The following is a 22,389-nucleotide window of genomic DNA, read 5'->3' as shown; positions in this document are numbered from 1 at the left end:
TTCCGGCGGTTTCTTTACGTTTCTTAATTTCAGACTATACCAGCTCGATCAGAACTTCCATTGCAGCGTCACCTTTACGCTGGCCGATCTTCACGATTCTTGTATATCCGCCCTTGCGGTTCTCATACTTCGGTGCGATCTCGTCAAACAGCTTTGCAACCAGATCTACCTGTTTGGTATTTTTCTTCTTTCCGGCCGGAGTAGTCGGAACTTCCTTTACCGGATAGAGAACCTTCAGCATCTGACGGCGGGCGTGCAGTCTGCTGGGCATATCTTTTTTGATCTTCTTGTCAACTTCGTCGTATACGGTTACTTTCTTGCCGTCTACCACTTCTTTGACTCTCTTGCCATCTTTATCTTTGCGTGCAACCTTTGCCTTTACGGTTACCTCTTCAAAGTTATCTTTTTCTTTTACTGCCATGGCGATCAGGCCTTCTGCGATCTTACGGATCTCTTTTGCCTTAGCCTCTGTGGTAACAATTCTTCCATTGTTGATCAGAGCAGTTACCTGGTTTCTAAGCAGCGCTTTTCTCTGGCTTGATGTTCTGCCAAGTTTTCTGTATTTTGCCATTTTTCATATCCTCCATATTCTACATTTGGTTACGCATTCTTCGGGCTTACTAGCCAAATGCTCCGCCGAGCGCTTCGGGCTTACCGGCGGAAATATTTGTCTTTACGGGTCGCTTCAGAGCGGGAGACTATTCTTCTCCGCGGCTCAAGCTCAAGCCCAGCTCATCTAATTTTGCAAGGACTTCTTCCAGGGATTTTCTTCCCAGGTTCCGTACCTTCATCATGTCTTCCGGCGTCCGGTTTGTCAGCTCTTCTACCGTATTGATGCCGGCTCTCTTCAGACAGTTGTAGGAGCGAACGGATAATTCCAGCTCGTCGATGCTCATCTCCAGCACCTTCTCCTTCTCATCGTCCTCTTTCTCGATCATAACTTCTGCAGCCTGTGCCACTTCTGAGAGATCGATAAAGAGTTTCAGATGCTCGCTCAACACTTTCGCAGCCAGGCTGACCGCCTCATCCGGCATCAGCGTACCATTGGTGTATACATCCAGTGTCAGCTTGTCAAAATCTGTAATCTGGCCTACACGGGTATTTTCCACTGTCAGATTCACACGCTCAACGGGCGTATAGATGGAATCAATGGGAATCACCGCGATCGGCAGATCTTCATTTTTGTTTTTATCAGCACTTACATAGCCCCTGCCTTTTGTGATGGTAAGCTCCATGTAGAGTTTGCTGTCTGCTCCTCCGTTCAGTGTAGCGATCACGGTCTCCGGATTCATGATCTCAATATCCTGGTCTGCCTGGATATCTGCTCCGGTAACAACGCCTTCGCCCTCGAACTCAATGTATGCAGTCTTTGGCTCATCTGTCTCAGATGTATTCTTGATCGCCAGAGATTTCAGGTTCATGATAATCTCTGTAACATCTTCTTTCACACCCGGAATGGAACTGAACTCATGAAGCACGCCGTCGATCTTTACCTGGCTGATCGCAGCTCCCGGCAGAGAGGAAAGCATGATTCTTCTCAAGGAATTACCCAATGTTGTTCCATAACCTCTTTCCAGAGGCTCTACAACAAATCTTCCATATTTCTTATCTTCAGATATTTCAGTTATCTCAATATTAGGTTTATTAAAATCAAACACGATTGCTCCACCTCCTGTGGTGTTACGGATTATTATTTAGAATACAACTCGACGATCAGCATCTCGTCAACCGGCACATCGATCTCATCACGTCTGGGAAGCTCTTTTACCGTTCCCTTCAGAGACTCCAGATCGGACTCCAGCCACTCCGGCACAAGACGTCCTGCTGTAACTTCTGTGATTCCTTTGTATCTGGGTGAGCTTTTGTGTTTTTCTTTGATCTCGATCACATCTCCTGCCTTTACCTGGTAGGAAGGAATGTTGATCTGCTTGCCGTTTACCAGCACATGCTTGTGGTCAACGATCTGTCTTGCCTCTCTTCTGGTTCTGGCAAGGCCGAGACGGAATACCACGTTGTCCAGTCTGGACTCCAGGATACGCATCAGGTTCTCACCTGTCATACCGCTCATGCGCTGTGCTTTCTCAAAATAGTTTCTGAACGGCTTCTCCAGAACGCCGTAGATAAATTTTGCTTTCTGTTTCTCGCGAAGCTGAAGGCCGTACTCGCTCATCTTTCTGCTGGCTCTCTTCAGCTGTCTGTTGGACTTTTTATCAATTCCAAGATATACCGGATCCATTCCAAGGGATCTGCATCTTTTCAGAACCGGAACTCTATTTACTGCCATGCTATATTTTCCTCCTGATCTTTTTACACAGATTATTTATAAGGTGGTTTTACGAAATCGTCACCAGTCAATCCGTCACTAGACTCTTCTGCGCTTCGGCGGACGGCATCCGTTGTGCGGTACCGGCGTTACGTCTCTGATGCTGGTTACATCGATTCCACATGCCTGCAGGGCACGGATCGCTGCTTCTCTTCCGGATCCCGGTCCTTTTACCATAACATCAACGGATTTCAGACCATGCACTAATGCTGCCTTTGCTGCAGTCTCTGCTGCCATCTGTGCTGCATAAGGGGTAGATTTCCTTGAACCTCTAAATCCCAGACCACCTGCACTTGCCCATGAAAGAGCATTACCCTGTGCATCTGTTAATGTAACGATGGTGTTATTAAAAGATGACTGGATATGTGCCTGTCCGTGTTCAACGTTTTTCTTGACACGCTTCTTTGTCACTTTTTTTGTAACTCTCTTTGCCATAATAAAACTAACCTACTCTTTCCTTTTTCTTATTTATTATTTCTTCTTGTTTGCTACTGTTCTCTTCGGACCTTTTCTGGTTCTTGCGTTGGTCTTTGTCTTCTGACCGCGCACCGGAAGTCCTTTTCTGTGACGGATACCTCTGTAGCATCCGATCTCCTGTAATCTCTTGATGTTAAGAGCGATCTCTCTTCTAAGATCACCTTCTACTACCTGTGTCTCATCGATCACTGCGCTGATCTTCTTAACGTCTTCGTCTGTCAGATCTCTGCAGCGGATGTCCGGATTTACGCCTGCCTCTGAAAGAATACGGGTAGCGCTTGCTCTTCCGATTCCATAGATATAGGTAAGTCCGATCTCAACACGTTTGTCTCTTGGTAAATCTACACCTGCAATACGAGCCATGTGAATTTCCTCCAATTTCTTAGTTTGTTTTCTGATACTGTCTTTAATAGGGATGGCTGGCGCCATCCAGGTGTGTCGGTATTCACACCCTTTCCGGCCACCGGCATACACCGGTAATGACGGGCCGGCATTAGAAGCAATATACGAGGAATCTCACCGGCTACAGGTGTTCCTTGTATATTTAAATAGTCTACACACCGCCTGGCGTGTCAGTACTATCAGCCGCCTAAGTTAATAAACAATTGTCAGGTATTATCCCTGTCTCTGTTTATGCTTCGGGTTTTCGCAGATGATGCGAATGCTTCCTTTTCTTTTAATTACTTTACATTTTTCGCAAATTGGTTTTACTGATGATCTAACCTTCATGGGGGATCCTCCTTTCATCCATTGCTGTTGTTAAAGTCTCTGCACGCTCCCCCCGATTTAAAATCAGCCGCCGGGGCATGGGCATAGAAATGCCCGGAAACGCGCCTATACATTATAGCACCGGCGTTTTCCGAAAGTCAATAGTTTTTTATTTATCTCTCCAGATAATTCTTCCTTTGGAAAGATCATAGGGGGAAAGCTCCAGTGTTACCTTGTCTCCCGGCAGGATCTTGATAAAATTCATCCTAAGCTTGCCGCTGATGTGAGCCAGCACCTGGTGGCCGTTCTCCAGCTCCACCTGGAACATGGCGTTCGGCAGTTTTTCTATTACGGTTCCTTCAATTTCAATGACGTCAGCTTTTGACATTCCTTTACTCCTCCTGTTTTCCTTCTTTCTGATTCCAAGTTTTCAGTATCTGTCTGATCTTACTGTCATCGGCGCCTTCCAGATCATGTCTTTCCAGAATGATCTGAACATGCTTTTTCTTTTTCTTTTTGGGCCGGTCCAGTGGTCTTAACCTTCCGTCTGATAAAAACACATATGCTTCTTCGGCGCCGGTGATCACATAGACCCTGCCCGTATCGTGCCCTGCCTTTGAACGGGCAAGCATTCCTGTCTCAAATTTGTCCATATCTGTACTCCTGATTATTACGGATGCTCATTCTGCCCGCTTAGCAGCACCGGATCCCCGTCTGTGATCAGCACCGTATTTTCATAGTGGGCTGACAGGGAATGATCCCTGGTCACTACCGTCCAGTCGTCATCCATCCAGTCCACCTCGTATCTGCCGGCATTGATCATCGGTTCGATGGCCAGGGTCATCCCCGCCTTCAGAAGCACTCCTTTGCGGTTCATGACATAATTGGGAATCTCCGGCGCTTCATGGAGCGCCGTCCCGATCCCGTGCCCGCACAGATCCCGCACCGCAGAGTAGCCGAAGCTTTCCGCATACCTGCCGATGGCAGCCGAAATGTCAAATAGATGATTGCCTTCTCTGGCATACTTTATACCCTCAAAAAAGCTTTCTCTTGTTACCCGGATCAGCTTTTTCGCTTCTTCGCTGATCTCCCCGACGCCGTGGGTACGGGCAGCGTCGGAGTGATATCCTTTATAGATCACGCCTGCATCCAGGCTTACGATGTCTCCTTCCCGGATAAACCGGTGCGGACCCGGGATCCCGTGGACCACCTCATCGTTGACTGATACGCAGATGGAAGCCGGATAACCGTTATATCCAAGGAAGGACGGCGTACAGCCGTAGCTTCTTATGATTTCCTCTCCCAGCGCGTCGATCTGACCGGTCGTCATCCCCGGATGCAGCGCTTTTCCAAGTTCCTGATGTACGATCTCAAGGATCCGCCCGGCTTCCCTCATAAGTTCAATCTCTCTGGGCGATTTTATGGTAATTGGCATGATCTACGCTCCCAGTATCTCGGTGACAGACCGGAATACCTCTTCAATATCCACGGTTCCGTCTACTGTTTTTAAGATTCCCGCCTCTGTGTAGTAGTCAATCAGCGGCTGGGTTTGTTCATGGTAAACATTCAGTCTCTTTGTCACAGTCTCCGGCTTATCATCGTCCCGAAGGATCAGCTCGCCGCCGCAGCTGTCACAGATCCCTTCCTGTTTCGGAGGCGCATATTCCAGATGATAGGTAGCCCCACATCCGACACAGGCGCGGCGTCCGCCCATCCGGCGCACGATATTTTCATCCGGAACATCTACGTCAATGGCGTAATCCAGTTTCTGTCCCTGGGCTGCCAGCGCTTTGGTCAGCGCCTCTGCCTGAGGAATGGTACGCGGAAAACCGTCCAGAACGTATCCGTTTGCACAATCTTCCTGGTTCACGCGGTCTACCACCAGATCCACAACCAGTTCGTCCGGAACCAGCAGTCCCTGATCCATGTAGGTCTTTGCTTTCTTGCCAAGCTCCGTGCCGTTCTTAATGTTTGCACGGAAAATATCTCCGGTGGAGATGTGTGGAATGGAATACTTTGCGGCGATCTTCTTCGCCTGGGTTCCTTTTCCCGCTCCGGGAGCGCCTAACATAACAACCTTCATATTATACCTCCTTTTCTTGTGACAAGTCACACCCTGGACGCCCCTGCATACGCACTCGTCGCGCTTACGCGCTTCAGTCCCGTGCTGACGCACTAAGACTGCTTATGCAGGGGCGGTTACAGGCTACGCCCTGTACCAGGATCAGAAAGTTCTCTTCTTACATGCAAGCATGACGAAGATCTCTTTCTGACCCTGTCCAAGGTGTGACTTATAACTCTAAATAGCACTTTAACCCGCGAAAATGATTCCGCGAGTTGAAAATGCTAACTATTTAAAAATCCTTTGTAATTGCGTACAAGCATCTGTGATTCGATCTGCTTCATCGTCTCCAGTACGACGCTGACGATAATGATCAGCGAAGTTCCGCCGAAGGAAACCTGCGCGCCCAGCCATCCGTTAAAGAGGATCGGCACCAGCTGTACAAGCACCAGGCCGCATGCGCCTACAAAGATAATATAGTTCAGGATCTTTGTCAGGTACTCTATGGTGGGTCTTCCCGGTCGGATGCCGGGGATAAATCCGCCGCTCTTCTTCAGGTTGTTGGCGATCTCCATCGGGTTAAATGTAATCGACGTATAGAAATATGCAAAGAATACAGTCAGTACGATGTATACGATCAGTCCCCAGCTGTACTGAAGCTGATCCGGATCACACCAGTTGCTCTGGTTTAATCCTCTTAAAATCTGGCTTCCGATCCCGTCTCCGTTGCCTTTCCCCATAAAGGAAGCAATCACGACCGGAGTCTGCATCAAAGAAGATGAAAAGATGATCGGAATAACGCCTGCGGTGTTGACCTTCAGAGGAAGGTTAGAGGACTGTCCTCCTACGCTTCTTCTTCCCACGATCTTCTGGGAATACTGTACCGCGATCCTGCGAACGCCTCCCTGGAGTACAACAATGAATACCACCAGTGCGAAGATAATCGCAAGAATGATCGCTGCAGCCAGGCTGGCGGAAGCGATCGGTTTGTCTTTGACAAACTGCTCATACAGTCTGGTCATATCGCTTGGGATGCTGGAAATGATATTGATCACAAGCACGATGGAGATACCATTTCCTACGCCCTTTTCCGTGATCCTTTCACCAATCCACATCAGGAAAGCGCTTCCTGCGGTCAGTGTCAGGATAACAATGACGATATTGACAAAGTTGTATTCTACCAGAAGTCCCTGGCGGCCAAAGCCGATTGCCATGGCAGATGACTGGATCAGCGAAAGGAGCACCGTAACATAACGGGTGATCGCAACGATCTTCTTTCTTCCGTCCTCACCTTCTTTACGCATCTCCTCCAGCTTGGGAATGGCGATGGTCAGAAGCTGCATAATGATGGAAGATGTGATGTACGGCGTAATGCTCAGTGCAAATACAGACATCTGTTCAAAAGATCCACCGGTGAAAGCGTTAAACAAGTTAAACGCTTCCCCGGTATTCTGTGCAAAAAAGTTCTGGATAAACTCTGCGTTTACCCCTGGTGTCGGCAGCTGTGATCCAAGGCGGATCACTACCAGCATCATAAAAGTATATAAGATTTTTTTACGAATATCCTGGATCTGAAATGCCCTACGGAATGTATCTAACATTAGATCACCTCTGCTTTTCCACCTAACGCTTCGATTTTTTCTACAGCGCCTGCGCTGAATGCATTTGCCTGAACGGTAAGTTTCTTGGTCAGTTCTCCGTTTCCAAGGATCTTAACCCCGTCTCTTGGGTTCTTTACGATTCCCTGTTCTACCAGAGTCTCTACAGAAACTACTGCGTCATTGTCGAATACTTCCAGTGCGCTGACATTAATCCCAACGATAGTTTTGGTGTTTCTATTAGTAAATCCTCTCTTGGGGATTCTTCTGTACAATGGCATCTGACCGCCTTCAAATCCCGGTCTTGTGCCGCCGGAACGGGCCTTCTGACCTTTGTGTCCCTTGCCGGCCGTCTTGCCGTTACCAGAACCATGTCCGCGTCCTCTTCTGAAATTATCGCTATGCTTTGCACCGTCTGCAGGTCTTAAGTTTGATAAATCCATGATGACACCTCCTTCTTACAAAATGTGTTTCTTATACTTCTTCTACTTTTACCAGGTGCTGTACCTGTTTGTTCATACCTCTTGTCGCTGCATTATCCGGAAGCTCTACCGTTCTGCCTGTCTTCTTCAGTCCCAGTGCCTCCACGGTTCTTTTGTGCTTCGGTACGGCGCCGATGGTAGATTTTACTAAAGTAACTTTTAAGTTTGCCATTTTGCGGTCCCCTCCTTACCCTAAAAATCTCTTCGATTGATTTTCCGCGAAGTCTGGAAACCTCCTCCGGAGTTTTGATCTGACGTAATCCATCGATGGTAGCAAGAACAACGTTCTGCTTATTGTTGGATCCGAGAGATTTGGTACGGATGTTCTTGATTCCCGCCATCTCGATCACGGCACGGGCCGGACCTCCGGCGATCACACCGGTACCTTCCGGAGCTGTTTTGAGCAGTACAGAAGCTCCTCCGAACTTTCCGATAAAATCGTGTACGATACTTTCATTTTCATTCAGCGCTACTGTGATCAGGTGCTTTGCAGCATCTTCTTTTCCTTTGCGGATCGCTTCCGGAATTTCAGTAGCTTTTCCTAAACCTGCACCAACATGGCCATTTCCATCGCCGACAACTACTAAAGCTGTGAATCTCATATTACGGCCACCCTTAACAACTTTGGTTACACGTTTAATTGACACTACTTTTTCATTTAATTCTAACTGACTAGCATCAATACGTTCCTGTTTCATGTGTGCTCCTCCTCCTAGAAATTCAACCCAGCTTCTCTAGCTGCGTCTGCTAATGCCTGAACTTTTCCCTGGTATATAAAGCCGCCTCTGTCAAAGACAACATCTTTAATGCCTTTTTCCAGCGCCTTCTCGGCGATTACTTTTCCCAGGTATGCCGCTGCATCAACGTCGTTGGTTTTTTCCAGATTTGCTTTCACGTCTTTCTGAAGAGTGGAAGCAGATACGAGAGTATTCCCAACTGTATCGTCAATGATCTGTGCGTACATATGATTGTTGCTTCTAAACACAGCCAGACGCGGGCACTCGGCCGTACCGCTCAAACGGTTGCGGAGCTTTCTGTGCTTATTAACACGAACTACACTTCTTGATTTTTTGCTAACCATTTTCACACTCTCCTTACTTATTTTTTACCAGTCTTACCAACTTTACGTCTGATCACTTCATCAGCATACTTGATTCCCTTGCCCTTATACGGCTCCGGTCTTCTCTTGTCTCTGATTTCAGCTGCGTATTGGCCAACTTTTTCTTTGTCGATACCCTTAACGGTGATCTTGTTCTGTCCTTCAACAACAGTCTCAACGCCTTCAGGATCGATCATTTCAACTGGATGAGAGTATCCAAGACTCAGTGTCAGTTTGTTTCCTGACTTTGCTGCTCTGTATCCCACACCGTTTACTTCCAGGACTTTCTGATATCCTTCTGTAACACCAACAACCATGTTGTTGATCAGTGTTCTTGTAAGACCGTGCAGTGATTTCATTTTCTTGAGATCATTCGGTCTTGTAACTACAATTTCTTCGCCTTCCTGTTTGATTTCCATCTCGGTCGGAAGTTCTCTTTCAAGGGTTCCCTTGGGTCCCTTAACAGTCACCTTATTATTTTCTGCAATCTCTACAGTTACTCCTGCGGGGATCGCAACGGGCAGTCTACCAATTCGTGACATTGCCTGTTCCTCCTTAACTTAGATTTTCGGAGCAGATGCTTGCCTGCTCTGTTTTCAGTTGCTTTGTGATTGTTACCAAACGTAGCAGAGAACCTCTCCGCCTACGCCCTGTTTTCTTGCTTCTTTATCAGTGATCACGCCCTTGTTGGTGGAGATGATCGCTGTTCCAAGTCCTCCGAATACCTTCGGCATATTCTCGCAGCTTGCGTATACGCGAAGTCCCGGTTTGGAAATTCTCTTCAGGCCTGTGATAACCTTTTCATTCTTATCTGCGCCGTATTTCAGGGTGATATGAATGGTCTTAAATACGCCGTCTTCAATGAGGTCGTATTTTTCAATATATCCCTCGTCAAGCAGGATGTTCGCGATGGCGAGTTTCATCTTGGATGACGGTACATCTACTGTATCATGTTTTGCAGTATTTGCATTACGGATTCTTGTAAGCATATCTGCGATTGGATCACTCATAGTCATGATTCTTTCCTCCTTACCAGCTTGCTTTCTTCACGCCCGGGATCTGTCCTTTGTATGCCAGTTCACGGAAGCAAACACGGCAGATTCCATATTTTCTCAAATATGCGTGTGGACGTCCACAGATTCTGCAGCGGTTGTATTCTCTGGTAGAGAATTTCTGTTTGCGCTGCTGTTTTACTTTCATCGCTGTCTTAGCCATAATTTACCTCCTTATTTTGTAAACGGCATGTTGAACTGTGTCAGCAGCTCGCGAGCCTCTTCGTCTGTTTTAGCGGTGGTGACAAAGATTACATCCATACCTCTTACCTTGTCAACCTTATCGTATTCGATCTCCGGGAAGATCAGCTGCTCCTTGATGCCAAGAGCATAGTTTCCTCTTCCGTCGAATGCGTTGGGGTTCACACCTCTGAAGTCACGCACACGAGGCAGAGCCAGGTTGATCAGACGATCCATGAACTCATACATTCTCTCGCCTCTTAACGTAACTTTACATCCGATAGCCATACCTTCTCTGACTTTGAAGTTTGCCACGGACTTCTTAGCTCTGCAGATCACTGCTTTCTGACCGGTGATTTTCTCCAGATCAGCGATTGCGGAATCCAGAACCTTTGCATTGTCTTTTGCCTCGCCAACGCCCATGTTGATCACGATCTTATCGAGCTTTGGCACTTCCATGATATTTTTATAGCCGAACTTTTTCGTCAGTGCGTCGACGATCTCGTTCTGATACTGTTCTTTCAGTCTACTCAATGTGTACACCCTCCTTCCTGTGATTAATCGATCACTTCGCCTGTAGATTTAGCGTAGCGTACTTTCTTATCTCCGTCCATCTTGATTCCGACTCTGGTTGCCTTTCCTTTGTGAACATACATCACGTTGGAAATGTCGATAGAACCTTCCTGATGGATAATACCGCCGTTCTGATTGGCAGCGCTTGGTTTGGTGTGCTTGGTCAGCATGTTGATGCCTTCTACCACTACTCTGCCGTTCTTCTGGTCAACAGAAAGCACTTTGCCTTCTTTGTCTTTATCTTTGCCGGCGATTACTTTTACGGTGTCGCCTTTTTTGATCTTTAACATAGACATCTTGCTCGCACCTCCTTACAGTACTTCCGGAGCCAGGGAGACGATTCTCATGAACTGTTTGTCACGGAGCTCTCTTGCTACCGGCCCGAAAATACGGGTTCCTCTTGGTGTCTTATCATCCTTGATGATAACTGCTGCATTCTCGTCAAAACGGATGTAGGAGCCGTCTTTACGACGTGTGCTGTTTACAGTACGGACAACAACTGCCTTTACTACATCACCTTTTTTTACAACGCCGCCTGGTGTTGCATCTTTAACGGAAGCAACGATGATATCACCGATACTTGCATATCTTCTTGTTGAACCGCCAAGTACACGGATACACAGTAACTCTTTCGCACCTGTGTTATCTGCTACTTTCAGTCTGCTTTCTTGCTGTATCATGCAGGTTTCCCTCCTTATACTATTTCACTTTTTCCATAACTTCGACAAGTCTCCATCTCTTATCCTTGGACAGCGGTCTTGTCTCCATAACTTTTACTGTGTCGCCGATGTTGCACTCGTTGTTCTCGTCATGCGCTTTCAGCTTATAAGTTTTCTTAACGATCTTCTTATACAGTGGATGTTTTACATGATCTTCTACTGCAACAACGATGGTCTTATCCATTTTATTGCTGATAACTTTACCAACACGTGTTTTTCTAAGATTTCTTTCCACAGTCTATACTCCTTTCATTGTATAGGATGCTCTGCTATTTTGCGCTCTTTTCAGTGATGATAGTCTGAATTCTGGCAATATTTCTTCTCACTTCTTTGATTCTGCTGGTGTTGTCTAACTGATTGGTCGCATTCTGGAATCTCAGGTTGAAAAGTTCCTTTTTAGCAGCTACTAATTCTTCGTTCAGCTCTGCAGCTGATTTTGTCTTTAAATCTTCTACAAATGCATTAATTTTCACTGTTATCACCGCCTTCTAAGTCTGCGCGAGAAACTATTTTACATTTACATGGCAGCTTGTGGGTTGCCAGACGAAGAGCTTCTCTTGCAACTTCTTCTGATACGCCCGCGATCTCGAACATTACGCGGCCAGGCTTTACAACTGCTACCCAGTATTCCAGAGTTCCCTTACCGGAACCCATACGTGTCTCGGCTGGTTTCGTAGTTACAGGTTTATCCGGGAATATTTTGATCCAGACTTTACCGCCACGCTTGATATAACGAGTCATGGCAACACGGGCAGCCTCGATCTGGTTGGAACGGATCCAGCAGGGCTCCATTGCAACAATACCATATTCACCATTTGTAATCTTGTTCCCGCGAAGAGCTTTGCCCTTCATCGTACCGCGGAACTGTTTACGACGTTTTACTCTTTTTGGCATTAACATGTTTATTTCTCTCCTTCCTTATCTGCTTTCTCCGGAAGAACTTCGCCCTTGTAGACCCATACCTTAACGCCTACTTTTCCGTAAGTGGTGTCAGCCTCGGCGAATCCGTAATCAATGTCTGCTCTCAGTGTCTGAAGAGGAATGGTGCCTTCGCTGTAGAACTCGGTACGCGCCATATCAGCTCCGCCAAGACGTCCGGATACGGATGTCTTCACACCGAGGGCTCCTGCCTTCATGGTTCTGGACATGCAGGATTTCATTGCACGTCTGAAAGAAATACGGTTTTCAAGCTGCTGTGCGATATTTTCTGCTACCAGCTGTGCATCCTTGTCCGGTCTCTTGATTTCTCTGATGTCTACGATCAGCTTCTTGTCTGTGAACTGTTTAAGCTCACCTTTTACTTTCTCGATCTCAGAACCGCCTTTACCGATCACAACACCCGGCTTCGCTGTATAGATAGCGATCTTTACGCGGTCAGATGCTCTCTCGATCTCGATCTTGGAAATACCAGCGCTGTATAATCTCTTCTTAAGATACGTTCTGATTTCATGGTCTTCTACTAAGTAGTCTGCAAACTCTTTTTCTGCATACCATCTAGAGTCCCAGTCTTTGATAACACCGACTCTCAAGCCATGAGGATTAACTTTCTGTCCCATGTTTGCCCTCCTTATCTTTCATCAAGCACAAGTGTAATGTGGCTCATTCTCTTTTCGATCCTGTAAGCTCTTCCCTGTGCTCTCGGTCTGATTCTCTTCATTGTTGGTCCTTTGTTTGCATAAGCCTCTGCAATGTAAAGGTTCTCAGCGCTCATGCCGTTGTTGTTCTCGGCATTTGCAATTGCAGACTCTAATAATTTCTTTATTAAACTAGAAGCATATCTTGGATTGTATGTCAAAATACCAAGTGCTGTTGTTACATCCTTACCTCTGATGGCATCCAGTACGAAGCATGCCTTCTGAACAGAAACCCTTGCGTAAGATAACTTAGCTGAAGGTCTTGTGTCCTTATTAGCATTTCTTTCTCTCTTAATCTGGGATCTATGTCCTTTTGCCATGGATGAACCCTCCTTTCAAACTCTAATATTATCTAACTTTTGATTTCTTTTCGTCTTTTCCGTGACCTCTGTAGGTTCTGGTGGCAACAAACTCACCAAGCTTGTGTCCTACCATATCTTCTGTCACATATACCGGTACATGTTTTCTTCCGTCATGTACGGCGATTGTATGTCCAACCATGCTCGGGAAGATTGTAGAACGGCGGGACCATGTCTTGATAACAGACTTTTCTCCCTTTTCGTTCATGGCGTCAATCTTTTTGAGCAGGCTTGCATCTGCGAATGGTCCTTTTTTAATTGAACGTGCCATAGGTTCTAACCTCCTTAAATACTATTTGATCGCTTTCCCATCTCTTCTTCTTACAATCATCTTGTTAGAAGCTTTATTTTTCTTTCTTGTCTTAAGACCAAGTGCTGGCTTGCCCCAAGGTGTGCACGGACCCGGACGTCCGATTCCAGTCTTGCCTTCACCACCACCGTGCGGATGGTCATTCGGGTTCATAACAGAACCACGAACAGTCGGTCTGATACCCATGTGACGTTTCCGTCCTGCTTTACCAATGTTGATCAGGTTGTGGTCACCGTTTCCTACAACACCGATGGAAGCACGGCACTCGCTGAGTACCATTCTCATCTCTCCGGAAGGAAGACGAAGCGTCGCATATCTTCCCTCTTTTGCCATCAGCTGCGCGCTGTTTCCTGCGGAACGTACCATCTGGCCGCCCTTGCCGGGATGCAGCTCAATGTTGTGGATCTGTGTACCTACCGGGATCTCGGAGAGAGGCAGGCAGTTTCCTACTCTTACTTCTGCTTCCGGTCCGTTCATAACCTTCATGCCGTCTGTCAGTCCTTCCGGAGCAAGGATGTATGCCTTTTCTCCGTCTTCGTAACAGATCAGCGCGATATTTGCTGTTCTGTTCGGATCATACTCGATACCAAGAACAGTTGCGTGAATACCATCTTTTCTTCTCTTGAAGTCGATGATCCTGTATTTCTTCTTAGCTCCGCCTCCGCGGTGTCTTACTGTGATCTTTCCCTGATTGTTGCGTCCTGCCTGTCTGCTCTTGGAAGCCAGCAGAGACTTTTCCGGAGTTGTCTTTGTGATCTCTGAAAAATCAGATCCGGTCATCTGCCTTCTGGAAGGCGTATATGGGCGGTATGTCTTAATTCCCATTGTTGTTCTCCTTTCAAATGCTAATTGTTTTTGTCACGGAATTGCACCGTATATCTTGCGCTGCCGCTCGCTCTCGTCAGGTCTACAGACCCTCGAAGATCTCGATGTCAGCGCTGTCCGCCGTCAGCTTAACGACTGCTTTCTTTGTCTTTGCAGTCTTACCGAACTTGAATGTTCCGCGGACTCTCTTTTTCTTTCCTTCGCAGTTCATGGTGTTTACGCTCTCTACCTTTGTGCCGTTAAACATCTTTTCTACTGCTTCTTTTACCTGAGACTTTGTTGCTTCCGGATGTACCAGGAATGTATATTTCTTTTCCCCCATCAGGTTCATGCTCTTCTCGGTTACTACCGGTTTCAGGATTACATCATAATACTTGATATCTGCCATTATGCGTACACCTCCTCGATACTAGCAACAGCCGCTTTTGTTGCGATTACTGTGTTGTACTTCAAGATGTCGTACACGTTGATCGTGTTTGTCTTTGCAGTCTTTACATCCGCGATGTTTCTTGCAGAAACCTCTGCGTTTGTATTTCCATCTTCCAATACAACCAATGCCTTGGAAACGTCAAGATTCTTCAGCATGTTTGCCATGTTCTTTGTTTTGAAATCTTCAAAATTGATCTCGTCGATCACGATGAACTTCTTCTCTTCTACTCTGGAAGTCAGGGCAGACTTAAGAGCCGCTCTCTTTTCCTTCTTGTTCATCTTAAAGCTGTAATCTCTCGGTACCGGAGCAAATACCACTCCGCCGCCTGTCCACTGGGGAGCTCTTGTGGATCCCTGTCTTGCATGACCGGTTCCTTTCTGTCTCCAGGGTTTTCTTCCGCCGCCGGAAACTTCAGAACGTGTCTTTGCCTTCTGTGTTCCCTGACGATTATTTGCAAGCTGGTTTACGACAGCCATGTGTACCAGGTGGTCATTAACTTCCACACCAAATACCGCATCGTTTAATTCCATCGTACCAACTTCTTTACCTTCGATATTGTAAACAGATACGTTAGCCATTCTAAGCGTCCTCCTTTCTTCGCCAAAACCTAGTTAGCTTTTACCGCTTCTCTGATTGTTACTAAGCACTTCTTCGGTCCCGGTACGGATCCCTTTACCAGAAGCAGATTGTTCTCTGCGTCTACGCGCACAACCTCAAGGTTCTGGATGGTGATCTTCTTGTGTCCCATCTGACCGGGCATCTTCTTTCCTTTGAATACCTTGCTCGGATCAGATGCAGCGCCGTTGGAACCTGCATGACGATGGAATTTGGAACCATGAGTCATAGGTCCTCTGTGCTGGCCGTGTCTCTTGATCGCGCCCTGGAATCCTTTTCCTTTGGAGATCGCAGATGCATCGATCTTGTCGCCTGCCTCAAAGATATCTGCTTTGATTTCCTGCGCCAGTTCATACTCGCCTGCATTTTCAAACTTAAACTCTTTTACATATCTCTTTCCGGATACGCCGGCTTTTGCAAAATGTCCCTGCTCTGCCTTTGTAAGTCCGTGACGATGAACGATCTCTTTTTTACCGCTCTTGTCTTTGTTTACGATCTTGTCTTTCTTGTCAACGAATCCCACCTGAACCGCATCGTAACCGTCGTTCTCTACAGTCTTGATCTGTGTTACCACACAGGGTCCTGCCTGAAGCACAGTTACAGGCGTCAGTGTTCCATCTTCATTAAAGATCTGAGTCATACCGACTTTTGTAGCTAAGATAGCTTTCTTCATTATGATTACCTCCTGTGATTTACAGCGGAACGCACTTTTGCGTTCATCCTAAATGTTAGGAACTACTGCGTTTCTTACTTGTTTTTCATTTTGATATCAATGTACACGCCGGCCGGCATTTCCAGTCTGGAAAGAGCATCTACCGTCTTCTGGGTCGGTGTGATGATATCGATCAGTCTTTTATGAGTTCTCTGCTCGAACTGCTCTCTGGAATCTTTGTATTTGTGAACAGCTCTAAGAATGGTAACTACTTCCTTCTTTGTCGGAAGCGGCACCGGTCCGCTCACCTTTGATCCGTTCTTTTTCACAGTTTCGATGATTTTCTTTGCGGATGCATCTACCAGCTGGTGATCATACGCTTTCAGTGTGATTCTCATTACTTGACTTGCCATAAAAAAAGTCGCCTCCTTTTCGTACTTCTTACCTCAGTACGACAAGCGGTGACTGTACACTCTCCCGTGTGTGTCGTGAGCTACTCACGGGTTGTTGCCACATTTCAGTGGCTGTTATAGTTTCGTACAGTGACTTGTCGCCAGTTTCCTAACTTGACATTCGCTCCACGGAAAACCTGCCACTTGCGGGCAGCAACCTCACGCTTCACAGCTATCAATGTCACAGCTTTTATAGTATATCGGAATATCCCGCCATTTTCAAGCCCTTTGTCGGAAATATTGTATTTTTTTAGATACAATCCGTTTTTCAAAGATTTCTTTCTTTTTTCTTGTTTTTCGTCCGGGTTTCCGTTACCATTTTAAATATCAGAGACATCCCCCGGCGCACAGCCGGATCCAGGATCTCTTACTGCAGATTTCCAATTCAACAGATACAACAAAAAAGACACAAACAAAAGAGAGGAGACCAACTATGGATGTAAAAAAATGGAAAGTTATGCTGGCCGTCAACGATCACGGAAGCTTCACCAGAGCCGGCGAGGAACTGGGCCTCACCCAGTCCGGCGTCACACAAATGATGAAGGCCCTGGAAAAAGAAGTCGGATTTTCTCTCTTTGTAAAGCGGGGTCGGGGCATGAAGCTGACTCCGGAAGCACAGGCTTTGCTTCCGTCGGTGCGCGCCCTGTTAAATGCCGACGAAGTGATCCGCCAGGAAATCGCTTCCCTGCAGGGCGCACAGGTCGGGACCATCCGCATCGGCACCTATCTTAGCTGCTCCATCCACTGGATCCCCAGCATCATTAAAAAATTCCGCATTGACCACCCGGATATCCACTTTCAGGTCATTGAAGGAGACGAAGGAGAACTGGCGGACTGGATCCAGGAGCGCCGGGTGGACATCGGCTTTATCAGCCGTCAGGAGGGACACCACTATCAGTTTCTCCCGGTCATGGAAGACGAGATCTACGCTGTTCTTCCGGCCGACCATCCCCTGGCGGATGAAACGGACATCCCCCTGGAAAGCTTTGAAGGCTCTCCTTTTGTAACCACCGCTTATGTACCGGGCAGCGATATCCACCGTATCCTGAAAGAGCACCGGCTAAACCCAGACATCCGCTATGTCTCTATCAATGAGTTTTCTGTTCTTTCCATGGTTGAGCACGGTCTTGGTTCCACGCTTCTCCCGGGACTGCTTCTCCGAAAACTCTCCGGGAACTTTGTCTGCCGCCGCACATCCCCCAGACTTTCCAGACAGCTGGGCCTTGCCTATGCATCTGCCAGAGAGCTGTCTCCGGCCGCCCGCACCTTCCTGGAATACGCCAAAGATTTCCTTTTGGATGATTAATCTCTTTGCTTTTTTATAATCTAGCCTAATGTTTGCATTAGGTTTTCTAATATTTTATTGACACTTCTTCTATCCGGAGCTATACTAAAGAAGAGGAATTAATTTTTATAATCCAAAAAGTACTCTCACGGCAGTGGGGGTATTTTTTTACAGAAAGGACGGGGATATTATGAGTAAGAATCAGAGCAATCAGTCTAACAACGAAACCAGGCAGTGGGGCTCTCGCTTCGGCTATCTCATGGTCGCCGCCGGCGCCGCCATCGGACTTGGCAATATCTGGCGCTTCCCCTACCTGGCCTATGAAGGCGGCGGCGGAGTATTTCTGGTAATCTACATTCTTGTAGTCATCCTGATGGGACACCCCATGGTAGAGATGGAAACAGCGATCGGGCGCTTCACCGGCAAGGATACGGTATCCTGTTTTCAGAAGATCCACAAGAAATGGGGATTCGCCGGATGGCTGGCCAACATCTGCACCCTTTTTCTGTGTATGTATTATGTAGTTGTGGGAGGCTGGGTGGCCAAGTATGCCTTCCAGTATATCATCAGCGGCGATTTCGGCTCCGACAAGCAGGCCTACTACGACGCTTTTACTTCTTCAGCTGTGGAACCCATCGTCTGGACCATGATCCTGCTGGCCCTCGTATCTTTTCTTCTGTATTTCGGGATTACCAATACCGTAGAAAAGATTTCCAAAGTCATGTTGCCGTTATTATTCGTTCTCTTGATCGTCTGCGGAATCTGGGCCCTGTTCGTAAACGACAACGCCATGGAAGGCGTCAAATACTATCTGCTGCCGGATTTCAGCAAATTTACGTTTACCACTTTTGCCCAGGCAGCCACACAGGTGCTCTTCTCCATCGGCATCGGCTGGGGGCTTTATGAGACGCTGGGCGCAAATATCCCCAAAAAGAACAACCTGAAAAGCGATGCCATCATGGTATCTGTCTTTGACACCGCAGCAGCGATCCTTGCAGGATTCGTCGTGGTTCCTTCCGCCTTCTCCGGAGGCGTGGACATTGAATCCGCCGGTCCCAGTCTGGTCTTTAATGTTATGACCGATATCTTTGACCGGCTGGCAGGAGGCCGCTTTATCGGCGCCTGTTTCTTCCTGGCTATCCTTTTTGCCGTGATCTCTTCCCTGTTCAGCTTCTTCGAGATTGCTATCCGGACCTTTGAAGACAACCGGCACATGAGCCGAAGAAATGCCACCATCCTGACCGCCGTGATCATCGGCGCAGGGAACATCTTCGTATCCCTTGGATTTGGCAGGCTAAGCTGGCTGAAACTTCCCTGGATCGACGCCAACGGATTTGCTTCTTACGGGCTTTATGACTGGCTCGACATGTTTACCGCCTATCTCCTGATGCCCATTGGCTGTATCCTGGTTTGTGTGTTTATTGCAAAAGTATGGGGATTTAAGAATTACGAAAAAGAAGTAACCAACGACGGAACGTTTGGCCATGTTACCCTGTTTGACAAGATCCGGACCGTCGTACTGGTTCCCTTCTTCATGATCGTGATCCTGCTTACGGTATTTGGATTCATCAAATAGCAGACGCCGGCTTTCTGTGATCCGCACTACCTTCCGGCAATACCCGCAAGCTCCATCGCCTGATACACAAGCCCCTCCTCCAGGGCAATCTCCATCACCGGAGACGTCTGCAAAAGCAGCCGGGCCACATACACCGCCAGAACAACCCCTCCGGCTGCCAGCACCAGCGCTGTTTCAAGGCTCCCCTTCCAGCGGCGTCCCTTTTCCATCCACTTTCTTCTTATTATATTGCGGTGGATCCCGTAAAGAAACAAAATAAGGATCAGCGGAAAAACCGGCTGATACCCGAAAGCCGCTCTCACATCCATCGACAAAAGAGCGATACAGGCCCGGGTGGTCCCGCAGCCCGGGCACGGGACCCCGAAGAGAAGCCGCACAGGACACTGCCAGACAACAGCCAGTAAAAGGAGCGCCGCGCCAATCACCAGATGCACCCACACCAGATACACCGGTCTTCTCTTCTCCTTCTCTTTTCGTTTCCACATATGTTTTCCGTTCTTTTTCATGTCCGCCTCCGCCGGATGTAATCCCTCCGGTTTTTCTGTCGCTGTTGATATCCCTGTTCCTATTCTATCAGTTCTGTTCCCCAAAGACCAGTCTTACAAACGTTTTTCACACTTCTTATAATCTGTTTTTTATTACTTTTTCACAAAAAATTTCAAAAAATCCCCCTTTAAGTGTGGAATGCGTTGACTCGTTAAATTTTTAATGATATAATGAGCGTGATAATCGAATCTGTCACCTGCTATAATCGGGGGTAGCGTATACGGCAGATTCACAGTTATAATTTATAATCTGGAGGGATGTTTTATGGCAATGTACATCATGAAGGGATTATGCGTGATCGGTATTCTCCTGAACGTGATCTTAATGATCCGCAAGAACAAAGAGCTGCGCGCTAATCCGGAAAAAGACCCTGGAACCGGCATGACTGGCGAAGAACTCTGGAAACAGGGAATGAAACCAAAGAATCTTGTTGCTACTATTATTACAGGATTCGTAGCAAACTTCCTGGACACTCTTGGAATCGGTTCTTTCGCTCCGTCTTCTGCTTCCTTTAAGCTGACGAAGTCTGTAGACGATATCCTGGTTCCCGGTACTCTGAACGTAGGCGACACCGTTCCTGTATGTGTAGAGGCATTCCTGTTCTTCGGTTTCGTAGATATGGATATCCTGACACTGGTTCTGATGATCGCAGCTTCCGTAATCGGATCTTTCGTAATGGCTGACATCGTAACCAAATTCGACCGTAAGAAAGTTCGTTACGCACTGTTCGTAGGTCTGTTCATCCTGGCAACCGTAATCCTGATGAAGGTATTTGCCATTGGACCATTTGGCACCATCGGTACAGAGCTCGGACTGCGCGGCGTGAAACTTGTGATCGCTGTTGTCGGCAACTTTGTATTTGGCGCTCTGATGAGTATCGGCGTAGGTCTTTACGCTCCTTGTATGGCTATGGTTCTTGCACTTGGAATGGATGCCGGATGTGCATTCCCGGCTATGATGGGATCCTGTGCATACCTGATGGCTTTTGGTAATGGCCCGAAATTCATCGCTCAGGGAAGATACGACATGGTTGCATGCTGGACACAGGCAATCTTCGGAGCTATCGGTGTTTACTGTGCATACGCTTTCGTATCCAGCTTACCGCTGGATACCCTTACAAAGGTTATCGCAGTCATCGTTTACATCACCGCTTTCCTGTATCTGCACGACGCGATCAAGAAAGGTTCCGCTGCTTAATTGCCAGCGAACGGCAATACACATAATTAAATACGAAAATATATTAGGGAGGCCGCATCGTAATGCGGTCTCCCTTTTCCTTTCCATGTTCCGTCTGTCCTTACTTCCTCTTTCCTTTTTTATCCCGCTCTCTGGCCTCCATCTGCAGGTAAGTAATGCGGTTCCTGGTCTGGGCAAGAAAATCTTTCCAGCGGTTCATAAGTCCCAGCGGCTTCCAGCGATAATCCGCCCCGCTCTTCTCAAGAAGAAACTCTTTAAAATCCGACGCGTTCCCTTCCTCAAAGGAAGCTTTAGGCAGGATCAGAAGATCGTCCTCATTCATTCCCACAAAAAAAGTCTTTTCATCTTCCCAGATCCGATATACTCCTTTATAATACCCCATATTTTCCTCCCGGCCGTCGCGTACCGCCCGGATGCCTGCATTCCCGAAATAATAGGTAATCTCTTCATTTTCCTTTACCTCCGGGTTGCTTTTCATCATAGACAAGGTCAGGTACTGCCGGAACAGTCCGGTCAGGATCAGAAGTCCGCCCACGCCATAACTTACGATCACGCCCGGCATAGCCAGGTCTTTCACCAATGTGGGGATCAGCGCAAGCAGCACTCCGGTGACAACCAGATTGAACGTGACTCTCGGATGACTGATCCGGTTCTGGAATTTAATAAACTTCATCATCATGGCAGAATCCCGCCGGATATTTACGGTATAATAATTTCTGCGCGGGTCCCCCGCAGCCTGTATCTCTTGATTTTCCATTTCTCTAAACTTATCCTCCATCTTCCCTAAACAAGCATATTGTAATTATACCACAATTCTATCTCTTTTCCTACTTAAAAATCTTTTCTCCTTCTCTTGCTTTCCTATGCTAAATCGCTACCATAACGCTTCGTTAAAGTGCACACTTTTTTGTATATTTATTAAACATTTATGTCCACTTTATACAAAGTTTTATTTTCCACCCCTATTCGCCTTGACAGCCCCAAAAACGGATGCTATATTTATACCATCTTAAACAGCACAGCCGTTTAAGAGCTGATTTTGGTTGTATTTGCAGTTACGCTCTGCGCCGATCATTCCCCCAAAATGGTCCTGCGCGAAGTGAACTCCAATTGATATATACATCTCTTTGTTAAGAGAAGCATTCCCCAGCTTTGTATATAATGCAAACTGCAATGCAACGAGGAAAACCTCTCAATGACATACCAAAAAGAAAGGGCACGACATTTCGGATGTC

At 47.0% G+C, this 22,389-nt stretch carries 36 protein-coding genes and 1 pseudogene; 3 read left to right on the top strand and 34 right to left on the bottom strand.

Translation table 11 applies throughout. From position 1 onward, the window contains the following. Nucleotides 1-34: 34 nt before the first annotated feature. The 32 genes and pseudogenes from ABGT54_RS11815 to rpsJ all read right to left on the bottom strand — a co-directional run bounded on the left by ABGT54_RS11815 (nt 35) and on the right by rpsJ (nt 16,511). Nucleotides 35-571 carry a L17 family ribosomal protein gene (locus ABGT54_RS11815; protein WP_346664255.1) on the bottom strand — a complete coding sequence of 179 codons (537 nt, stop codon included), beginning with the start codon at nt 569-571 and terminating at the stop codon, nt 35-37. A gap of 127 nt (nt 572-698) precedes the next feature. Then, on the bottom strand, nt 699-1,658 hold the full coding sequence (locus tag ABGT54_RS11810) for a DNA-directed RNA polymerase subunit alpha (protein WP_346664254.1): 960 nt from the start codon (nt 1,656-1,658) through the stop codon (nt 699-701). 32 nt (nt 1,659-1,690) lie between these two features. Then, the gene (rpsD, locus tag ABGT54_RS11805) at nt 1,691-2,284 is read right to left on the bottom strand and encodes a 30S ribosomal protein S4 (protein WP_346664253.1); all 594 of its coding nucleotides are present in this window, start codon (nt 2,282-2,284) and stop codon (nt 1,691-1,693) included. Between the two features lie 78 nt (nt 2,285-2,362). Further along, entirely contained in the window at nt 2,363-2,758 is a 396-nt protein-coding gene (gene rpsK, locus ABGT54_RS11800) for a 30S ribosomal protein S11 (RefSeq protein ID WP_204908394.1), read from the bottom strand. Nucleotides 2,759-2,794: 36 nt separating this feature from the next. Next, entirely contained in the window at nt 2,795-3,163 is a 369-nt protein-coding gene (rpsM, locus tag ABGT54_RS11795; RefSeq protein WP_346664252.1) for a 30S ribosomal protein S13, read from the bottom strand. Between the two features lie 252 nt (nt 3,164-3,415). Beyond that, nucleotides 3,416-3,529 carry a 50S ribosomal protein L36 gene (gene rpmJ, locus ABGT54_RS11790; RefSeq protein WP_003022746.1) on the bottom strand — a complete coding sequence of 38 codons (114 nt, stop codon included), beginning with the start codon at nt 3,527-3,529 and terminating at the stop codon, nt 3,416-3,418. Nucleotides 3,530-3,677: 148 nt separating this feature from the next. Continuing rightward, nucleotides 3,678-3,896 carry a translation initiation factor IF-1 gene (gene infA, locus ABGT54_RS11785; RefSeq protein ID WP_346664251.1) on the bottom strand — a complete coding sequence of 73 codons (219 nt, stop codon included), beginning with the start codon at nt 3,894-3,896 and terminating at the stop codon, nt 3,678-3,680. 4 nt (nt 3,897-3,900) lie between these two features. After that, the gene (locus ABGT54_RS11780) at nt 3,901-4,161 is read right to left on the bottom strand and encodes a KOW domain-containing RNA-binding protein (RefSeq protein WP_346664250.1); all 261 of its coding nucleotides are present in this window, start codon (nt 4,159-4,161) and stop codon (nt 3,901-3,903) included. A 17-nt stretch (nt 4,162-4,178) separates the two neighbouring features. Further along, complete coding sequence (gene map / locus ABGT54_RS11775; protein ID WP_346664249.1) at nt 4,179-4,943, bottom strand: type I methionyl aminopeptidase; 765 nt, start codon at nt 4,941-4,943, stop codon at nt 4,179-4,181. A gap of 3 nt (nt 4,944-4,946) precedes the next feature. Then, nucleotides 4,947-5,591: an adenylate kinase gene (locus ABGT54_RS11770; RefSeq protein ID WP_346664248.1), complete on the bottom strand. Its 645-nt coding sequence runs from the start codon at nt 5,589-5,591 to the stop codon at nt 4,947-4,949. A gap of 263 nt (nt 5,592-5,854) precedes the next feature. Continuing rightward, a complete protein-coding gene (gene secY, locus ABGT54_RS11765) occupies nt 5,855-7,171 on the bottom strand; it encodes a preprotein translocase subunit SecY (RefSeq protein WP_346664247.1) in 1,317 nt (438 codons plus the stop codon). After that, nucleotides 7,171-7,611, bottom strand: a complete 441-nt coding sequence (gene rplO / locus ABGT54_RS11760; protein ID WP_346664246.1) for a 50S ribosomal protein L15 — start codon at nt 7,609-7,611, stop codon at nt 7,171-7,173. Before rplO ends, secY begins: the two co-directional genes overlap by 1 nt. A 31-nt stretch (nt 7,612-7,642) precedes the next feature. Continuing rightward, nucleotides 7,643-7,822, bottom strand: a complete 180-nt coding sequence (rpmD, locus tag ABGT54_RS11755) for a 50S ribosomal protein L30 (RefSeq protein ID WP_346664245.1) — start codon at nt 7,820-7,822, stop codon at nt 7,643-7,645. A gap of 25 nt (nt 7,823-7,847) precedes the next feature. After that, nucleotides 7,848-8,348: pseudogene (gene rpsE, locus ABGT54_RS11750) on the bottom strand (30S ribosomal protein S5); the annotation flags it as partial. A gap of 14 nt (nt 8,349-8,362) precedes the next feature. After that, nucleotides 8,363-8,731, bottom strand: coding sequence for a 50S ribosomal protein L18 (rplR, locus tag ABGT54_RS11745; protein ID WP_346664244.1), 369 nt, complete (start codon nt 8,729-8,731; stop codon nt 8,363-8,365). Between the two features lie 17 nt (nt 8,732-8,748). Continuing rightward, on the bottom strand, nt 8,749-9,291 hold the full coding sequence (gene rplF, locus ABGT54_RS11740) for a 50S ribosomal protein L6 (protein ID WP_346664243.1): 543 nt from the start codon (nt 9,289-9,291) through the stop codon (nt 8,749-8,751). A 72-nt stretch (nt 9,292-9,363) separates the two neighbouring features. Beyond that, nucleotides 9,364-9,765: a 30S ribosomal protein S8 gene (rpsH, locus tag ABGT54_RS11735; protein ID WP_346664242.1), complete on the bottom strand. Its 402-nt coding sequence runs from the start codon at nt 9,763-9,765 to the stop codon at nt 9,364-9,366. Nucleotides 9,766-9,778: 13 nt separating this feature from the next. Next, a complete protein-coding gene (locus tag ABGT54_RS11730) occupies nt 9,779-9,964 on the bottom strand; it encodes a type Z 30S ribosomal protein S14 (RefSeq protein ID WP_006427396.1) in 186 nt (61 codons plus the stop codon). A gap of 11 nt (nt 9,965-9,975) precedes the next feature. Further along, a complete protein-coding gene (gene rplE, locus ABGT54_RS11725; RefSeq protein WP_346664241.1) occupies nt 9,976-10,515 on the bottom strand; it encodes a 50S ribosomal protein L5 in 540 nt (179 codons plus the stop codon). A gap of 23 nt (nt 10,516-10,538) precedes the next feature. Then, the gene (gene rplX / locus ABGT54_RS11720; RefSeq protein ID WP_346664240.1) at nt 10,539-10,850 is read right to left on the bottom strand and encodes a 50S ribosomal protein L24; all 312 of its coding nucleotides are present in this window, start codon (nt 10,848-10,850) and stop codon (nt 10,539-10,541) included. A 15-nt stretch (nt 10,851-10,865) separates the two neighbouring features. Beyond that, nucleotides 10,866-11,234 (bottom strand): 50S ribosomal protein L14, encoded by a 369-nt coding sequence (gene rplN / locus ABGT54_RS11715; protein ID WP_204908381.1) that lies wholly within the window; start codon nt 11,232-11,234, stop codon nt 10,866-10,868. Between the two features lie 19 nt (nt 11,235-11,253). After that, the gene (rpsQ, locus tag ABGT54_RS11710; protein ID WP_204908380.1) at nt 11,254-11,508 is read right to left on the bottom strand and encodes a 30S ribosomal protein S17; all 255 of its coding nucleotides are present in this window, start codon (nt 11,506-11,508) and stop codon (nt 11,254-11,256) included. A gap of 34 nt (nt 11,509-11,542) precedes the next feature. Beyond that, a complete protein-coding gene (rpmC, locus tag ABGT54_RS11705; RefSeq protein ID WP_204908379.1) occupies nt 11,543-11,746 on the bottom strand; it encodes a 50S ribosomal protein L29 in 204 nt (67 codons plus the stop codon). Continuing rightward, complete coding sequence (gene rplP / locus ABGT54_RS11700; protein WP_070087931.1) at nt 11,736-12,173, bottom strand: 50S ribosomal protein L16; 438 nt, start codon at nt 12,171-12,173, stop codon at nt 11,736-11,738. The genes rpmC and rplP overlap by 11 nt, the downstream gene beginning before the upstream one ends. 2 nt (nt 12,174-12,175) lie before the next feature. Continuing rightward, nucleotides 12,176-12,829 carry a 30S ribosomal protein S3 gene (gene rpsC, locus ABGT54_RS11695; protein ID WP_346664239.1) on the bottom strand — a complete coding sequence of 218 codons (654 nt, stop codon included), beginning with the start codon at nt 12,827-12,829 and terminating at the stop codon, nt 12,176-12,178. A gap of 11 nt (nt 12,830-12,840) precedes the next feature. Next, the gene (gene rplV / locus ABGT54_RS11690) at nt 12,841-13,227 is read right to left on the bottom strand and encodes a 50S ribosomal protein L22 (protein WP_346664238.1); all 387 of its coding nucleotides are present in this window, start codon (nt 13,225-13,227) and stop codon (nt 12,841-12,843) included. A gap of 28 nt (nt 13,228-13,255) precedes the next feature. Beyond that, nucleotides 13,256-13,537 carry a 30S ribosomal protein S19 gene (gene rpsS, locus ABGT54_RS11685; protein ID WP_204908377.1) on the bottom strand — a complete coding sequence of 94 codons (282 nt, stop codon included), beginning with the start codon at nt 13,535-13,537 and terminating at the stop codon, nt 13,256-13,258. 21 nt (nt 13,538-13,558) lie between these two features. Continuing rightward, on the bottom strand, nt 13,559-14,401 hold the full coding sequence (gene rplB, locus ABGT54_RS11680; RefSeq protein WP_346664237.1) for a 50S ribosomal protein L2: 843 nt from the start codon (nt 14,399-14,401) through the stop codon (nt 13,559-13,561). Between the two features lie 82 nt (nt 14,402-14,483). Then, nucleotides 14,484-14,789 carry a 50S ribosomal protein L23 gene (gene rplW, locus ABGT54_RS11675; RefSeq protein WP_346664236.1) on the bottom strand — a complete coding sequence of 102 codons (306 nt, stop codon included), beginning with the start codon at nt 14,787-14,789 and terminating at the stop codon, nt 14,484-14,486. After that, on the bottom strand, nt 14,789-15,409 hold the full coding sequence (gene rplD, locus ABGT54_RS11670; protein WP_346664235.1) for a 50S ribosomal protein L4: 621 nt from the start codon (nt 15,407-15,409) through the stop codon (nt 14,789-14,791). Before rplD ends, rplW begins: the two co-directional genes overlap by 1 nt. A gap of 29 nt (nt 15,410-15,438) precedes the next feature. Then, nucleotides 15,439-16,119 carry a 50S ribosomal protein L3 gene (gene rplC / locus ABGT54_RS11665; protein ID WP_346664234.1) on the bottom strand — a complete coding sequence of 227 codons (681 nt, stop codon included), beginning with the start codon at nt 16,117-16,119 and terminating at the stop codon, nt 15,439-15,441. Between the two features lie 74 nt (nt 16,120-16,193). Further along, on the bottom strand, nt 16,194-16,511 hold the full coding sequence (rpsJ, locus tag ABGT54_RS11660) for a 30S ribosomal protein S10 (RefSeq protein WP_070087938.1): 318 nt from the start codon (nt 16,509-16,511) through the stop codon (nt 16,194-16,196). A gap of 472 nt (nt 16,512-16,983) precedes the next feature. Here rpsJ and ABGT54_RS11655 point away from each other — a divergent pair, with 472 nt between their 5' ends. Together ABGT54_RS11655 and ABGT54_RS11650 are read left to right on the top strand one after the other, a co-directional pair. Then, entirely contained in the window at nt 16,984-17,856 is an 873-nt protein-coding gene (locus tag ABGT54_RS11655) for a LysR family transcriptional regulator (protein WP_346664233.1), read from the top strand. A 169-nt stretch (nt 17,857-18,025) separates the two neighbouring features. Next, complete coding sequence (locus tag ABGT54_RS11650; RefSeq protein ID WP_346664232.1) at nt 18,026-19,411, top strand: sodium-dependent transporter; 1,386 nt, start codon at nt 18,026-18,028, stop codon at nt 19,409-19,411. A gap of 26 nt (nt 19,412-19,437) precedes the next feature. Here ABGT54_RS11650 and ABGT54_RS11645 read toward each other — a convergent pair whose 3' ends face one another. After that, nucleotides 19,438-19,917 carry a DUF2752 domain-containing protein gene (locus ABGT54_RS11645; protein ID WP_346664231.1) on the bottom strand — a complete coding sequence of 160 codons (480 nt, stop codon included), beginning with the start codon at nt 19,915-19,917 and terminating at the stop codon, nt 19,438-19,440. 304 nt (nt 19,918-20,221) lie between these two features. Between ABGT54_RS11645 and ABGT54_RS11640 the strand changes: the two genes are divergently transcribed. Then, nucleotides 20,222-21,154, top strand: coding sequence for a permease (locus tag ABGT54_RS11640; protein ID WP_346664230.1), 933 nt, complete (start codon nt 20,222-20,224; stop codon nt 21,152-21,154). Nucleotides 21,155-21,254: 100 nt separating this feature from the next. On the opposite strand, the gene ABGT54_RS11635 is transcribed toward ABGT54_RS11640, so the two are convergent. Beyond that, the gene (locus ABGT54_RS11635; RefSeq protein WP_346664229.1) at nt 21,255-21,911 is read right to left on the bottom strand and encodes a YcxB family protein; all 657 of its coding nucleotides are present in this window, start codon (nt 21,909-21,911) and stop codon (nt 21,255-21,257) included. Between the last annotated feature and the right edge of the window lie 478 nt (nt 21,912-22,389).

Source organism: uncultured Merdimonas sp., assembly GCF_963929015.1.
GTDB lineage: Bacteria > Bacillota > Clostridia > Lachnospirales > Lachnospiraceae > Merdimonas.
Note: the sequence above shows the minus strand (reverse complement) of the source record. Positions and strands in the feature narration are given on the sequence as shown.

What these genes read in the sequence shown, in the direction of transcription:
- ABGT54_RS11815 (WP_346664255.1), bottom strand. Translation starts at nt 571, where the DNA reads ATGGCAAAATACAGAAAACTTGGCAGAACATCAAGCCAGAGAAAAGCG.
- rpsD (WP_346664253.1), bottom strand. Translation starts at nt 2,284, where the DNA reads ATGGCAGTAAATAGAGTTCCGGTTCTGAAAAGATGCAGATCCCTTGGA.
- rpsK (WP_204908394.1), bottom strand. Translation starts at nt 2,758, where the DNA reads ATGGCAAAGAGAGTTACAAAAAAAGTGACAAAGAAGCGTGTCAAGAAA.
- rpsM (WP_346664252.1), bottom strand. Translation starts at nt 3,163, where the DNA reads ATGGCTCGTATTGCAGGTGTAGATTTACCAAGAGACAAACGTGTTGAG.
- rpmJ (WP_003022746.1), bottom strand. Translation starts at nt 3,529, where the DNA reads ATGAAGGTTAGATCATCAGTAAAACCAATTTGCGAAAAATGTAAAGTA.
- infA (WP_346664251.1), bottom strand. Translation starts at nt 3,896, where the DNA reads ATGTCAAAAGCTGACGTCATTGAAATTGAAGGAACCGTAATAGAAAAA.
- ABGT54_RS11780 (WP_346664250.1), bottom strand. Translation starts at nt 4,161, where the DNA reads ATGGACAAATTTGAGACAGGAATGCTTGCCCGTTCAAAGGCAGGGCAC.
- map (WP_346664249.1), bottom strand. Translation starts at nt 4,943, where the DNA reads ATGCCAATTACCATAAAATCGCCCAGAGAGATTGAACTTATGAGGGAA.
- ABGT54_RS11770 (WP_346664248.1), bottom strand. Translation starts at nt 5,591, where the DNA reads ATGAAGGTTGTTATGTTAGGCGCTCCCGGAGCGGGAAAAGGAACCCAG.
- secY (WP_346664247.1), bottom strand. Translation starts at nt 7,171, where the DNA reads ATGTTAGATACATTCCGTAGGGCATTTCAGATCCAGGATATTCGTAAA.
- rplO (WP_346664246.1), bottom strand. Translation starts at nt 7,611, where the DNA reads ATGGATTTATCAAACTTAAGACCTGCAGACGGTGCAAAGCATAGCGAT.
- rpmD (WP_346664245.1), bottom strand. Translation starts at nt 7,822, where the DNA reads ATGGCAAACTTAAAAGTTACTTTAGTAAAATCTACCATCGGCGCCGTA.
- rplR (WP_346664244.1), bottom strand. Translation starts at nt 8,731, where the DNA reads ATGGTTAGCAAAAAATCAAGAAGTGTAGTTCGTGTTAATAAGCACAGA.
- rplF (WP_346664243.1), bottom strand. Translation starts at nt 9,291, where the DNA reads ATGTCACGAATTGGTAGACTGCCCGTTGCGATCCCCGCAGGAGTAACT.
- rpsH (WP_346664242.1), bottom strand. Translation starts at nt 9,765, where the DNA reads ATGACTATGAGTGATCCAATCGCAGATATGCTTACAAGAATCCGTAAT.
- ABGT54_RS11730 (WP_006427396.1), bottom strand. Translation starts at nt 9,964, where the DNA reads ATGGCTAAGACAGCGATGAAAGTAAAACAGCAGCGCAAACAGAAATTC.
- rplX (WP_346664240.1), bottom strand. Translation starts at nt 10,850, where the DNA reads ATGTCTATGTTAAAGATCAAAAAAGGCGACACCGTAAAAGTAATCGCC.
- rplN (WP_204908381.1), bottom strand. Translation starts at nt 11,234, where the DNA reads ATGATACAGCAAGAAAGCAGACTGAAAGTAGCAGATAACACAGGTGCG.
- rplP (WP_070087931.1), bottom strand. Translation starts at nt 12,173, where the DNA reads ATGTTAATGCCAAAAAGAGTAAAACGTCGTAAACAGTTCCGCGGTACG.
- rpsC (WP_346664239.1), bottom strand. Translation starts at nt 12,829, where the DNA reads ATGGGACAGAAAGTTAATCCTCATGGCTTGAGAGTCGGTGTTATCAAA.
- rplV (WP_346664238.1), bottom strand. Translation starts at nt 13,227, where the DNA reads ATGGCAAAAGGACATAGATCCCAGATTAAGAGAGAAAGAAATGCTAAT.
- rpsS (WP_204908377.1), bottom strand. Translation starts at nt 13,537, where the DNA reads ATGGCACGTTCAATTAAAAAAGGACCATTCGCAGATGCAAGCCTGCTC.
- rplB (WP_346664237.1), bottom strand. Translation starts at nt 14,401, where the DNA reads ATGGGAATTAAGACATACCGCCCATATACGCCTTCCAGAAGGCAGATG.
- rplW (WP_346664236.1), bottom strand. Translation starts at nt 14,789, where the DNA reads ATGGCAGATATCAAGTATTATGATGTAATCCTGAAACCGGTAGTAACC.
- rplD (WP_346664235.1), bottom strand. Translation starts at nt 15,409, where the DNA reads ATGGCTAACGTATCTGTTTACAATATCGAAGGTAAAGAAGTTGGTACG.
- rplC (WP_346664234.1), bottom strand. Translation starts at nt 16,119, where the DNA reads ATGAAGAAAGCTATCTTAGCTACAAAAGTCGGTATGACTCAGATCTTT.
- rpsJ (WP_070087938.1), bottom strand. Translation starts at nt 16,511, where the DNA reads ATGGCAAGTCAAGTAATGAGAATCACACTGAAAGCGTATGATCACCAG.
- ABGT54_RS11655 (WP_346664233.1), top strand. Translation starts at nt 16,984, where the DNA reads ATGGATGTAAAAAAATGGAAAGTTATGCTGGCCGTCAACGATCACGGA.
- ABGT54_RS11650 (WP_346664232.1), top strand. Translation starts at nt 18,026, where the DNA reads ATGAGTAAGAATCAGAGCAATCAGTCTAACAACGAAACCAGGCAGTGG.
- ABGT54_RS11645 (WP_346664231.1), bottom strand. Translation starts at nt 19,917, where the DNA reads ATGAAAAAGAACGGAAAACATATGTGGAAACGAAAAGAGAAGGAGAAG.
- ABGT54_RS11640 (WP_346664230.1), top strand. Translation starts at nt 20,222, where the DNA reads ATGGCAATGTACATCATGAAGGGATTATGCGTGATCGGTATTCTCCTG.
- ABGT54_RS11635 (WP_346664229.1), bottom strand. Translation starts at nt 21,911, where the DNA reads ATGGAAAATCAAGAGATACAGGCTGCGGGGGACCCGCGCAGAAATTAT.